This window comes from Frigoribacterium sp. Leaf164, assembly GCF_001423665.1.
In the GTDB taxonomy this organism is placed as follows: domain Bacteria; phylum Actinomycetota; class Actinomycetes; order Actinomycetales; family Microbacteriaceae; genus Frigoribacterium; species Frigoribacterium endophyticum.
In genome coordinates this window covers 866,463-879,332 of sequence record NZ_LMOX01000003.1, presented here as the reverse complement: position 1 = coordinate 879,332, position 12,870 = coordinate 866,463, and the positions used below count along the sequence as shown (strand labels likewise).

Sequence of the window (12,870 nt, the reverse complement as noted above, 5' to 3'; positions counted from 1 at the left end):
TGCGCGGGAGGTGCCCGGAGGGCGGGGCGCTCGGGGCCCCTGCCGGTAGCATCGAGCGGACCAGACCACCGGCACGAGCCGGGCGCACGACGAGGAGACCACGGGACATGACCGACCAGTACCCGGCCCCCCAGGGCCAGCCGCAGAAGGACAGCTACGGCACGCCCTCCGGCCAGCAGCCGCCGGCCTACGGCGCCCCCGTCGGCCAGGGCTACAGCGCCCCCGGCGGCCCGGGCTACGGCCCGGCGCCCCGCAACAGCCTCGCGCTGATCGCCCTCATCCTCGGCATCGCGGGCTTCTTCACCGGCGTCGCGAGCATCGCCGCGATCATCGTCGGGCACATCTCGCTCAGCCAGATCAAGAAGACGGGCGAGGAGGGGCGCGGCATGGCGCTCTGGGGCACCGTCCTCGGCTACGTCGTGCTGATCGGCGGCATCCTGCTGGCCGTCGGCTTCGCCGTCCTCTTCGGGGCGCTCGCCAGCTCGGGCCAGCTCGACTACTCGACGTACTGAGCCGACGCCCACGGGCTTCATGGCTGCCTCATCGGAGGCGTCGATACGATGACGGGGTCCACGCCGACGGCGTGGGCCCCGTCGTCCGTCCGGTCCACCTCGGCCGGGGCGACACCGCACGGCACCGCACCTGACCTGCGACACCGCACCGCGACTCCTCCGATGCTCCGCCGCCCGCACGCGAAAGGCTCCTGATGGCCACCGACGACACCACCCCCGAGCAGTCCGGGCGCGCACCGCAGTCCGCTGACGCGCCGCAGACCGAGCCGGCGCAGGCACCGACGCCTCCGCCCGCACCCGCGGGTGAGCAGCAGTCACCGCCGCTTCCCCCCACCTCCTTCCCCGGCGCCGCGTCGCAGCCCGCCGCGCGCCCCGCCCACGACCCGTTCGTCGCCCCGGGGCAGACCCCGGCCCCGCAGCGCTCGCCGTTCGCGGCGCCGCAGGCCGGCCCGGCGCAGGGCGCGGCGCCGTCGGCGCCGGCTCCCTACGGTGCCCCGGCGCAGGGTGCTCCGCAGTCGGCGCCGTACGGGGCCCCGCAGTCGGCTCCCTACGGCGCCCCCGCGCAGGGCGCCCCGCAGTCGGCTCCCTACGGGGCGCCGGCGCAGGGCGCTCCGCAGTCGGCTCCCTACGGTGCTCCCCAGCCGCCGCGGCCCGGCTACGGTGCTCCGACCGGCCCGGCGGCGCCCGGCCAGCCGGGCTCGCAGCAGTACGGCCAGCAGACGCAGCAGGGCCAGTACGGGCAGCAGCCGCAGCAGGGCCAGTACGGCCAGCAGCCGCAGCAGCCTGGCCAGTACGTCCAGCCGCAGCCGGGCCCGTACGGTCAGCCCCCGCAGCAGTACGGCCAGCCGCACCAGCAGTACGGCCAGCCCTACGGCGCCCCGCAGCAGCAGCAGCCCTACGGCTCGCACTACGCCCCCTACGCCTCGGCCGGGCCCACCAAGCCGTCGAGCGTGCTCAGCCTGCTCGCGATGATCGGGTCGATCTTCGGCGCGTTCATCACGATCCTCGTCGTCACCTTCGGGGCCGGCATCATCTTCTCGATCGCCGGAGTGGTGCTCGGCCACATCGCCCAGAAGCGCGAGCCCCGTTCGCGCGGGTTCTGGCTGACCGGCCTCATCGTCGGCTACGCGGGCATCGCCCTCGCGATCGTCGTCTGGATCGGCTGGGCGACGTTCTTCAGCACCGTCGCCGACAGCAGCTACTCCGGGTACTGACCCGAGGCGGTCCGGCGGCGGTGCTCGCCGCCCGGCCCGCGCCTCCTGACGACCTCGGCCGTCGCACCCCGGTGCGGCGGCCGTCGTCGTGCCGGGTCAGACGCGTTCGCAGAGCAGGGCCGTGTGCCGCCCGGCGACGCGCGTCAGCACCAGCGTCGCCGAACCGGTGCCCTGCAGCGACAGGCGCTTGCGGAACGCGGCGGGGTCGACGTCGACCCCGCGCTTCTTGATCTCGAGGCGGCCGACGCCCCGGGCGCGCAGCTCGCGCTTGAGGGTCTTCTCGTCGAGGGGCAGGGCCTCGACCACGCGGAAGACCTGGGCGAAGGGCGTCTCGACCGGCGTGTCGGAGGTGAGGTAGGCGATGTCGCGGCTGACCGTCCGGGCGCCGAGGTTCCGCGCGAGGTCGCCGATCAGGCGGGCCCGGATGACGGCGCCGTCGGGCTCGTAGAGCCACTCGCCGAGGTCGCCCACCTCGACGTCGTCGGAGTCGGCGGGCGCGGTGAGCTCGGCGGTGCCGGAGGCGGTGACCACGAGGGCGGACCGCCCGACGCCGGGCCGCGCGAGCGCCCCGAACCAGACCCCGAGCTCGACGACCTCGCGGTCGACGGAGATCCACTGGCACTCCGCGTCGACGGGCAGCAGCTCGCGGTCGATGCCGGGGCCGAGCTTGACCCCGGTCGGGCGGTGCTCGGCGTGCCCGAAGGCGACGTCGAGCGAGGGCGACCAGTCGGCCGGGTCGGCGAGGCGCTTGGTGCCGCTGTGGCCCGCCGTGCGCCGGGCCGGGTCGAGGAAGACGGCGTCGACGCCCGCGAGGTCGACGTCGGCGGCGTCGGCGTGCTCGACGCGGGCGCCCGACCAGGGGGCGAGGTTGTACGCGGCGACGGCGGCGGTGACCTCGTCGCGCTCGACCGCGAGCACGTCGAGCTCGAGGGCGGCCAGGGCCATCGCGTCGCCCCCGATGCCGCAGCCGAGGTCGGCGACCCGCCGTGCCCCGGCGGCGCGGAACCGGCCGGCGTGCCGGGCGGCCACGGGGAGGCGCGTGGCCTGTTCGAGGCCCGCCTCGGTGAAGAGCATGCGGCTGGCGAAGTCGCCGAACTTGGCGACGGCACGGCCCCGGAGCCGGGCCTGGCTCAGCACGGCGGCGACGAGCGCGGGGGAGTGGCCCTGCTTGCGGAGCGCCGCGACCGTGCCGACGACGTCGTCGTCGCTCCGCCGCGCCGGCAGCGAGTCGAGCAGCCGGAGCCCCTCGGGCGAGAGGATCTCGAGCAGCTCGGTGGTGTCCATGGGCTCCAGTCTCGCGCATCGACGCCGTGCCGCTGGCACTCGTGTTGACCGAGTGCCAGCGGGCCCCTACAGTTGTTCCTGGCACTCGCACGTGGTGAGTGCCACCCCACGTTCTACGAAGTTCCGAGAAAGCAGAGGTCAACCGTGTCGGTCTCCATCAAGCCGCTCGAAGATCGCATCGTCATCCAGCAGGTCGAAGCCGAGCAGACCACGGCTTCCGGCCTCGTGATCCCCGACACCGCCAAGGAGAAGCCCCAGGAGGGCGAGGTCGTGGCGGTCGGTCCGGGTCGCATCGACGACAACGGCAACCGCGTCCCGCTCGACGTCGCCGTCGGCGACAAGGTCATCTACAGCAAGTACGGCGGAACCGAGGTCAAGTACGACGGCCAGGACTACCTCGTGCTCTCGGCCCGCGACGTGCTCGCCGTCATCGTCCGCTAGTCAGTCGACACCCTGCTCCACCCGGAGGCCCCCGCCACACGGCGGGGGCCTTCGTCGTGCGCGGGCGGCGCGAGGCGGGGCGCCGTCCCGTCGAGGCGCTGTGCGGGGCGCCCGTGCGCGAGATCGGCAGGAGCGGCACGGTCCACGGCAGCACCGGGCCGGTCGGCGACGGGGGCTCGCCCTAGAGTCGTGACGTGACCGACGACCGTGCCCGCGCCTCCTCCGCCCCCGTCGAGCCCGCCGGCCCCGCCCGGCCCTCGGGTCCGGCCGAGCGAGCCGGGTCCGGCCTCGCCTACGCGGTCAGCGCCTACGGCCTGTGGGGCGTGCTGCCGATCTTCTTCTTGCTCATGTCGCCCTCGGGGCCGTTCGAGATCGTCTCGTGGCGCATCCTCTTCTCGTTGGCGTTCTGCCTGGTGCTGCTCGCCGTCACGCGCGGCTTCCCGGCCTTCCTGGCGCTGCTGCGCCAGGGCCGCGTCGTCGCGCCGATGGCGCTCGCGGGCGTGCTCATCGTCGTCAACTGGACGACCTTCATCGTCGCGACGCTCGCCGGGCACGTCGTCGAGGCGGCCCTCGGCTACTTCATCAACCCGATCGTCACCGTCCTGCTCGCTGTCGTCGTGCTGCGGGAGCGCCTCCGGCCCGCCCAGTGGGCCGCCATCGGCCTCAGCGCCGTCGCCGTCGTCGTGATCGCCCTCGGCACCGGCGGCGTGCCGTGGGCGTCGCTGATCATGGCGTTCTCGTTCGGCGCCTACGGGCTCGTCAAGAAGCAGATGGGCGGGCGCGTCGACGCCGTCAGCGGCCTGACCCTCGAGACGCTGGCGGTCGCGCCCGTCGCGGCGGTCGCCCTCGTCGTGATCGCGGCGACCGGCGTCGACGGCGGCGTCGTGTTCGGCTCGGTGAGCCTGCTGCACACCCTCACCGTGATCAGCTCGGGCGTCGTGACCGCGGTCCCGCTGCTGCTCTTCGCGGCCGCCGCGCGACGGCTGCCCCTCGCGACGATCGGGCTCACCCAGTACCTCGCGCCCGTGCTGCAGTTCGTCGTCGGCGTCGTCCTGCTCCACGAGCAGATGCCGACCAGCCGCTGGGTCGGCTTCGCGATCGTCTGGGTCGCCCTCGTGGTGCTGACCGTCGACATGGTGTCGGCGAGCCGCCGGGCACGACCGCGGCCCGCCGTGGCGTGACGTTCGTCCGGGGCCCGCACCGCGCCTCCTGAGGGCATGTCACGAATTGCTAACGAAACCCCTGAGTGACGACCAGAACACGCGCCGGAAACAATCGAGCCCTAGTTTCTTCTCAATCGCGAGGACCGTCTGCCTAGTGGCGGTCCGGCTGCACGCGCTTCCAGAAAGGGACCACGGATGATCCGATCCACCAAAGGGCTGAAGGCTCTGGCGCTCGCAGGAGCCGCCTCCGTCCTCCTCGCCGCTTGTTCGTCCACCTCGACGCCCAGCGACGACACCTCCTCGTCGAGCGCGTCGGCGTCGGCGAAGACCGACCCCGCTGCCGCCTGTGAGGCGCCCAGCAGCCCCAGCCAGGACGCTCTCCGCATCGGCACCATCCTGCCGAGCACGGGTACCCTCGCGTACCTCAACCCGCCCGCCGAGTCCGGCGTCGGCCTCGCCGTCGAGGACATCAACGCCGCCGGCGGCGTGCTCGGCCAGGACGTCACGATCGACCCCAGCACCGACTCGGGCGACAGCAACGACCTCACCGTCTCGAGCGCCGCAGCGACGCAGCTGATCGACGCCAAGGTGCCCGTCGCCATCGGCGCGGAGTCCTCCAGCGTCACGCTGAACGTCATCGACCAGATCACCGCGGCCTGCATCGTGCAGATCTCGCCCGCCAACACGGCGACCGACCTCAGCGGCTACTCGTCGTACTACTTCCGCACCGCGCCGCCGGACTCCGTCCAGGGCTCGGCGCTCGGCCAGCAGATCGTCGACGACGGCAACGCCAACGTCGCGTTCATCGTCTTCAACGACACCTACGGCACCGGCCTCCGCAACTCGACCCAGGCCTCGATCGAGTCCTCCGGCGGCACCGTCGTCTACGGCGCCGAGGGCGAGGGCCAGGAGTTCCCGCCCGGCCAGACCACGTTCTCGTCCGAGGTGACCGCGGCGATCGGCTCCGACCCCGACGCCATCGTCATCCTCGCCTTCGACGAGACCGCGTCGATCGTGCCCGAGCTCGTCTCGCAGGGCTGGGACATGAGCAAGGTCTACATGTCGGACGGCAACACGGCCGACTACAGCGAGGACTTCGACCCGGGCACCCTCGAGGGCGCCAAGGGCACCATCCCCGGCGCGTTCCCGTCGACCGACCTGCAGGCCCGCTTCAGCGACTTCTACCAGCGCACGGCCGGCAGCCCCCTCGCTGACTACTCGTACGCACAGGAGTCCTACGACGCCACCATCCTCGCCGCGCTCGCCGCGGTGAAGGGCGGCGGCACCGACGCCGGCACGATCCAGGCCAACATGGCCGGGGTCTCCGGCGCGACCGACGGCACCGAGTGCTCGACCTTCGAGGAGTGCGTCACCGCGCTCGACGGCGGCGGCGACATCCACTACACCGGCCCCTCGGGCATCGGACCGTTCGACGACAAGAACGACCCGTCGTCGGCCTTCATCGGCATCTACCAGTTCGACGGCGACAACAAGCCCGTCTACCAGACGGCCGTCGAGGGCACCGCGGGCGACTGACCCGACCGCGGCACCTGCTGCACCCTGAAGGCCCCGACGCTCTGGCGTCGGGGCCTTCTCCGTGTGCGGGGTGCGGGGTGCGGTGCAGGCGTGTGCGGCGGGTCCGTGTCCTCCTGCGCGGGTGGGCGCTGACCCGCCGGGGGTGACGGGGACCCGCCGCTTCGGCCACGGTCCACCACCGAGGGCCTGTTTTACAGCCCCCTGCTCTCAAATTTGAGCGTGATCAATGCTGCGGCGGTTCGGCGGCCCGCCTTCCTGCGTCGGCGCCCGACGGAACGCTCTCGTTCTACGGGAAAACCCCGGGGAGGCGCGATGTGCGCCGGACCCGCAGCGCGCCTCCCACAGCGTCGTGCTCTCAAATCTGAGCGTGATCCGTGCTGCGATGGTTCGGCGGCCCGCCTCCTTGCGTCGGCGCCCGACGGATCGCTCGCGTTCTCCGGCAGAGCCCCGGGNNNGGGTCGGTGTCCTCCGGGGCGGGCCGGCGCGGGCCCGCCGGGAGTGACGCCGACCCGCCGCACCGGCCACGATCCGCAGCGAGGGCCGCAGGGAGGCGCGGTGTGCGTGGGACCGGCACCGCGCCTCCCGCAGGCCCAGCGCCCCCGCCGCACGAGCCTCCCGACACACGAGCCCCCCCACGACGCCCGAGGGCCCCCACGCCGCAGCGTGGGGGCCCTCGTGGCGCTCGGCGCCGGGGTCAGTGCGACTCGTCGACGTCCTTCGCGAGGGTGCCGAGGTACAGCTCGATCACCTTCGGGTCGTCGGCCAGCTCGCGGCCGGTGCCCGAGTAGGCGTTGCGGCCCTGGTCGAGCACGTAGCCGCGGTCGCAGATCTGCAGGCAGCGGCGGGCGTTCTGCTCGACCATGATCACCGAGACGCCGGCCTTGTTGATGCGGCGGGTGCGGATGAAGGTCTCGTCCTGGCGCACCGGCGAGAGGCCGGCCGACGGCTCGTCGAGCAGCAGCACCTTCGGGTCCATCATCAGCGCGCGAGCCATGGCGACCGACTGGCGCTCGCCGCCCGAGAGCGATCCGGCGCGCTGGCCGCGACGGTCGCCGAGCACGGGGAAGAGGTCGTAGATGTACTCGAGCCGCTCGGTGAAGGCCTTCGGGCGGAGGAACATGCCCATCTGCAGGTTCTCCTCGATGGTCAGCGACGGGAAGACGTTGTTCGTCTGCGGCACGAAGCCGACGCCGGCCTGCACGAGCTTGTTGGCCTTGAGGTTCGTGATGTCCTCGCCGCCGAGCGTGACGCTGCCCTCGTGGATCTTGACGAGGCCGAACAGGGCCTTGAGCAGCGTCGACTTGCCGGCGCCGTTCGGGCCGATGATGCCGATCAGCTCGCCGGGGTAGCAGACCAGGTCGCAGCCGTTGAGGATGTTGACGCCGGGCAGGTAGCCGGCCACGAGACCGCTGGCGCTCATGATCGGCTCGGTGCCGGCGAACTTCTCCGTGCCGGGGTGCATCTCCGTCGTCGAGGCGCTCATGCCCTGTCTCCGCTCTGCTGGTCGTCGGCCGCGTTCGTCGCGGTGGGGGTGGAGGGGTCGGGCGAGCCCGGCAGGTCGCGCCCGGCGACGCCGCCCGCGGTGGTGGCCGAGGAGGCGCGGGTCGGGTCGCCCTCGCGGGCCGCGTCCTCCGCCGCCACCTCCTCCTCGATCTGGTCGAACGCCTCGTCGGTGAGCAGCGAGTCGTCGCCGAGGTCGGTGTCGTGGTGCGCGCCGAGGTAGGCGTCGATGACGGCCTGGTCGTCCATGACGGTGTCGGCCGGGCCCTCGGCCACGACCTTGCCCTCGGCCATGACGATCACCCAGTCGGAGATGTGCCGCACCATGTGCATGTCGTGCTCGACGAAGAGCACGGTCGTGCCGTCGTCGCGCAGCGACTGGATGTGGCCGAGCAGCGACTGCGTCAGCGCCGGGTTCACGCCGGCCATCGGCTCGTCGAGCATGATCATCTCGGGGTCGCTCATCAGGGCGCGGGCCATCTCGAGCAGCTTCCGCTGGCCGCCGGAGAGGCTGCCGGCGTAGTCGTCCTTCTTCTCGAGCAGCTTGAAGCGCGCGAGCAGCTCCTCCGCCTTGACGGTGATCTCACGCTCGCGGGCCTTCCACAGCGGGGGCACGATGCCGACGAAGAAGTTCTCGCCCGGCTGGTCGCGGGCGCCCAGCAGCATGTTCTCCATCACGGTGAGGCGCGAGAGCGCCTTCGTCAGCTGGAAGGTGCGCACCATGCCGGCCCGGGCCACCTTGGCCGCGCCGACGTTGCCCATCGGCTTGCCGTCGAAGACCCACTTGGCCGTGCCCTCGCCGCGCTTGAACGCGGTCGGGGCGGAGGACGCCTTGTCGAAGCCGGTGAGCAGGTTGAAGAACGTCGTCTTGCCGGCGCCGTTGGGGCCGATCAGCGCGGTGATCGCGCCGCGCTGCACCTCGACGTGCCCCACGTCGACGGCGGTCATGCCGCCGAAGCGGCGCACGACGTTGTCGACGGTGAGGATGGGGTCGGGCTTCGACGAGGCGGGCGTGCGCCCCACGGTCGTGAGCTTCTGGCGCAGCACGGTGCGGTCGTAGTCGTAGCCGGGCTTGCGGTCGCGGCCCGAGGGCGCTCCGGCCGTGCCGGTAGTCGTGGTCTCAGACACTGAACGACAGCTCCTTCTTGTTGCCGAGGATTCCCTGCGGTCGGAAGATGATCAGGCACATCAGGGCGACGCCGACGAGCACGTACGAGAACTGGTCGGCCTGCTGGTTGCTCATGATGCTCGCGGGGATGAAGTCGCCGGCCAGGGTGCGGATGAGCAGGCGGACGACGAAGAACAGGATCGCGCCGAGCACCGGGCCGAAGACCGTGGCCGCGCCGCCGAGCAGGAGCGCCGTCCAGATGAAGAACGTCGTCGAGCGGCCGAGGGCGTCGGGCTGCACCGACGAGGGCAGCACGTAGATGATCCCCGCCAGCGAGCCGATCACGCCGCCGAAGACGAGCGCCTGCATCTTGTACGAGAAGACGTTCTTGCCGAGGCTGCGCACGGCGTCCTCGTCCTCGCGGATGCCCTTGAGCACGCGGCCCCACGGGCTGCGGCTGAGCAGGAACACGATGACGCAGAGCAGGGCCACGAGCGCCCAGGCCACGATGCGGATCCACCAGCCGTTGACGCCGTTGTTGTCGTACGTGAACCACAGCACGGTGGTCTGACCGTCGGGCAGGGGGGAGAGCGCCGTGAAGGGGTCACGGTACGACGAGCCGGTGATGCCGTTCGAGCCGCCGGTCACGTCGGTGAGGATGCTCGACCGGCCGACCATGCGGATGATCTCCGCCGCGCAGATGGTCACGATGGCGAGGTAGTCGCCCCTCAGCTTCAGCGTCGGGACGCCGAGGATGAGCGCGAAGACGAGGCCGCAGGCCATGCCGATCAGCACCGCGAGCCCGAGCGGCAGGCCGCTGGTCAGCGAGATCGCGAAGCCGTAGGCGCCGAGCAGCAGGAACGCCGCCTGGCCCATGTTGATGAGTCCGGTGAAGCCGAAGTGGATGTTGAGGCCGATCGCGGCGATCGCGAACGCGGCCGTGGTCGGGGCGAGCGCCTCGCCGGTGAGCTGGCGGATGAGGTCGATGACGTAGTCCATGTGTTGTCCCCTTAACCGATCCGCTCGGCGCGACCGAAGATGCCCTGCGGACGGAACAGCAGGATCACGATCAGGATCAGCAGCGCGGTGGCGTACTTGAAGTCACCCGGCAGCACCAGGTTGGTCAGCTCGACGATGACGCCGATGATGAGCGAGCCGGCCAGGGCGCCGAAGGAGGTGCCGAGCCCGCCGAGCGTGACCGCCGCGAACATGAGCAGCAGGATCTGCAGGCCGGTCATCCAGTTGACGCCGTTGAGCACGAGGCCGAGCATGACGCCCGAGAGGCCGGCGAGGCCCGCCGCGACCGTCCACACGAGGCGGATGATGCGGTCGACGTCGATGCCCGACGCCGCCGCGAGGGCGGGGTTGTCGGAGACGGCGCGGGTGGCGCGGCCGGTGCGGGTCTTCGTGAGGAAGAGGCCGGTGAGCACGAGCACGATCACCGAGATGCCCATGGCGACGTACGACTGCACCGTGAGCGTGACGCCCGCGAAGGTGACCGTGGTCGGGTTGGCCGTCTGGATGCGGACGGTCGCGGCGCCGAAGAAGTACTGGAACGCGTACTGCAGGGCGATCGACAGGCCGATCGTGACGATCATGAGCTGGGTGAGGCTGAGGCCCCGCCGTCGGAGCGGCTTCCAGATCGCCCAGTCCTGGATGAACCCGGTGGCCGCGCAGAGGATCACCGTGATCGTCGCCGCCAGGAAGATGTTCATGCCGAGCTGGTTGGCGAAGACGTAGGCGAGCAGCCCGCCGAGGGTCACCTGCTCGCCGTGCGAGAAGCTGCTGAGGCCGGTGGTGCCGTAGATCAGCGAGAGGCCGATCGCGGCGAGGGCGAGCAGCAGGCCGAGGCGGATGCCCGAGGCGAACTGCTGCGCGAGGCGGTCCCAGTTGAAGGAGGAGGCGGCGGCGCCGGAGACCTCGCCCTCGGTCTGGGTGAGCTGGAAGATCACGCTCTTGTTGGCGCCGAGCGTCGCGTCGACGCTGCGCTCGGTCTCGGCGTTGCGGAGGAACTGCCCGTCGGGCAGCGACTCCTCGTCGAGCTGGACGGCGTACTCGCCGGCCTCGGTGACGGGGACGGCCCAGCGGCCGGTGCCGTCGACCTCGGCCGTGCCCTCGAAGCCGCCGGGGCCCGTGACGTCGACGACGACGCCGGTGGCCGGCTCGCCGTCGGAGGTCCTGATGCTGCCCTGGATGCAGCCCGTGCTCGCGTCGGCCTGGCACGAGGCCGTGGCCCCGCCCTGCGCGTGGGCGGCCGAGGGAGCCAGGGTCACCGAGACGAACGCGCCGGCGAGGCCGAGCAGCAGAGCGAGGACGGTGACGATCAGGGCAGGGCGGAGCGGAGCTCTGCCTGCGATGGTCGTGTCGGGTTTCACGGGACCTCCTGGACAGGTGCCAGTCGGGGCGATGCCCCGGGTGCCGCTGGCGACCGTCGTTGGTGACGCTACTTTCGCTGTGTGTCGGCCGTGTTTCGTGCAGGACACAGGCCAATGACGACAATTCGTTACAAAATAGCGACATCGACGCACGAGAGCGTCCTCCGAGGGCGGAATTCAGGAGGCACGGGGCGGCTTAACATGGAGCACCGGAGTCGACGGCGATCCGGTGCCACCGACCACCTCATCTCGCTCCTTCGAAGGGGACTCATGGACCAGCCGGATCCGTTCGGATTCATCGGACTCACGTACGACGACGTCATGCTCCTCCCGGGGCGCACCGACGTGATCCCGAGCGAGGCCGACACCTCGTCCCGCCTCACGAAGCGCATTCGCGTCGCCGTCCCCCTCCTCTCCGCCGCGATGGACACCGTGACCGAGTCGCGCATGGCCATCGCCATGGCGCGCCAGGGCGGCATCGGCATCATCCACCGCAACCTCTCGATCGCCGACCAGGCGGCCCACGTCGACAAGGTCAAGCGCAGCGAGTCGGGCATGATCACCAACCCGGTGACCACCACCCCCGACGCCACCGTGGCCGAGGTCGACGCCCTCTGCGGCCAGTTCCGCGTCTCCGGCCTGCCGGTCGTCGAGGAGGACGGCACGCTCGTCGGCATCATCACCAACCGCGACATGCGCTTCGTCTCGCCCTTCGAGATGCAGACCACGCTCGTCCGCGACGTCATGACGAAGGCCCCCCTCGTGACGGCCCCCGAGGGCGTCGACCCCGACTCGGCGATCGCGATCTTCGCCCAGCACAAGATCGAGAAGCTGCCCCTGGTCGACGAGGCGGGCAAGCTCCGCGGCCTCATCACCGTCAAGGACTTCGACAAGAGCGAGAAGTACCCCGACGCCACGAAGGACGACGAGGGACGGCTCCGCGTCGGTGCCGCCATCGGCTTCTTCGGCGACGCGTGGGAGCGCGCGTGCGCCCTCCGCGACGCCGGCGTCGACGTCCTCGTGGTCGACACGGCCAACGGCGAGAGCGCCGGCGAGCTCGACATGATCAAGCGCATCAAGGCCGACCCGACCTTCGCCGCCGTCGACGTCATCGGCGGCAACGTCGCGACCCGCTCGGGCGCCGAGGCGCTCATCGAGGCCGGGGCCGACGCGATCAAGGTCGGCGTCGGGCCGGGCTCGATCTGCACGACCCGCGTCGTCTCCGGCGTCGGCGTGCCGCAGGTCACCGCCGTCTACGAGGCGTCGCTCGCGGCCCGCGAGGCCGGCGTGCCGGTCATCGCCGACGGCGGCCTCCAGTACTCGGGCGACATCGCGAAGGCGCTCGTCGCCGGCGCCGACACGGTCATGCTCGGCTCGCTGCTCGCCGGCTGCGACGAGAGCCCCGGCGACCTCGTCTTCGTCGCGGGCAAGCAGTTCAAGAAGTACCGGGGCATGGGCTCGCTCGGCGCCATGCAGACGCGCGGCAAGAACACGTCGTACTCGAAAGACAGGTACTTCCAGGCCGACGTCCCCAGCGACGACAAGCTCATCCCCGAGGGCGTCGAGGGCCAGGTGCCCTACCGCGGCGCGCTGAGCAACGTGGTCTACCAGCTCACCGGCGGCCTCCGTCAGTCGATGTTCTACGTCGGCGGCCGCACCGTCGACGAGCTGAAGATGAAGGGCAAGTTCGTCCGCATCACCGCGGCCGGCCTCAAGGAGAGCCACCCGCACGACCTG

At 71.6% G+C, this 12,870-nt stretch carries 11 protein-coding genes; 6 read left to right on the top strand and 5 right to left on the bottom strand.

All coding sequences use genetic code 11. The features are described from left to right. The first annotated feature begins 107 nt into the window (after positions 1–107). On the top strand, positions 108–512 hold the full coding sequence (locus ASF82_RS12005) for a DUF4190 domain-containing protein (RefSeq protein ID WP_082514603.1): 405 nt from the start codon (positions 108–110) through the stop codon (positions 510–512). Positions 513–706: 194 nt separating this feature from the next. Next, positions 707–1,726, top strand: coding sequence for a DUF4190 domain-containing protein (locus ASF82_RS15940; protein ID WP_056057298.1), 1,020 nt, complete (start codon positions 707–709; stop codon positions 1,724–1,726). Positions 1,727–1,822: 96 nt separating this feature from the next. Here ASF82_RS15940 and ASF82_RS11995 read toward each other — a convergent pair whose 3' ends face one another. Beyond that, on the bottom strand, positions 1,823–3,010 hold the full coding sequence (locus ASF82_RS11995; protein WP_056057296.1) for a class I SAM-dependent methyltransferase: 1,188 nt from the start codon (positions 3,008–3,010) through the stop codon (positions 1,823–1,825). Between the two features lie 144 nt (positions 3,011–3,154). Between ASF82_RS11995 and groES the strand changes: the two genes are divergently transcribed. From groES to ASF82_RS11980, 3 genes are all read left to right on the top strand, one after another. Then, on the top strand, positions 3,155–3,451 hold the full coding sequence (gene groES, locus ASF82_RS11990) for a co-chaperone GroES (protein WP_056057293.1): 297 nt from the start codon (positions 3,155–3,157) through the stop codon (positions 3,449–3,451). A 194-nt stretch (positions 3,452–3,645) separates the two neighbouring features. Then, a complete protein-coding gene (gene rarD / locus ASF82_RS11985; protein ID WP_056057290.1) occupies positions 3,646–4,632 on the top strand; it encodes an EamA family transporter RarD in 987 nt (328 codons plus the stop codon). A gap of 177 nt (positions 4,633–4,809) precedes the next feature. Further along, entirely contained in the window at positions 4,810–6,150 is a 1,341-nt protein-coding gene (locus ASF82_RS11980) for an ABC transporter substrate-binding protein (RefSeq protein WP_056057288.1), read from the top strand. A gap of 694 nt (positions 6,151–6,844) precedes the next feature. Here ASF82_RS11980 and ASF82_RS11975 read toward each other — a convergent pair. The 4 genes from ASF82_RS11975 to ASF82_RS11960 form a co-directional block, all read right to left on the bottom strand. After that, positions 6,845–7,612, bottom strand: coding sequence for an ABC transporter ATP-binding protein (locus ASF82_RS11975; protein ID WP_056059091.1), 768 nt, complete (start codon positions 7,610–7,612; stop codon positions 6,845–6,847). A gap of 17 nt (positions 7,613–7,629) precedes the next feature. Beyond that, positions 7,630–8,697: an ABC transporter ATP-binding protein gene (locus tag ASF82_RS11970; RefSeq protein ID WP_235491328.1), complete on the bottom strand. Its 1,068-nt coding sequence runs from the start codon at positions 8,695–8,697 to the stop codon at positions 7,630–7,632. A gap of 73 nt (positions 8,698–8,770) precedes the next feature. Further along, positions 8,771–9,757 (bottom strand): branched-chain amino acid ABC transporter permease, encoded by a 987-nt coding sequence (locus tag ASF82_RS11965; protein WP_056057285.1) that lies wholly within the window; start codon positions 9,755–9,757, stop codon positions 8,771–8,773. Positions 9,758–9,768: 11 nt separating this feature from the next. Then, a complete protein-coding gene (locus ASF82_RS11960) occupies positions 9,769–11,133 on the bottom strand; it encodes a branched-chain amino acid ABC transporter permease (protein ID WP_235491277.1) in 1,365 nt (454 codons plus the stop codon). Positions 11,134–11,403: 270 nt separating this feature from the next. Here ASF82_RS11960 and guaB point away from each other — a divergent pair. Then, the coding region (gene guaB, locus ASF82_RS11955; RefSeq protein WP_156370260.1) for an IMP dehydrogenase at positions 11,404–12,870 on the top strand (1,467 nt) is incomplete at its 3' end.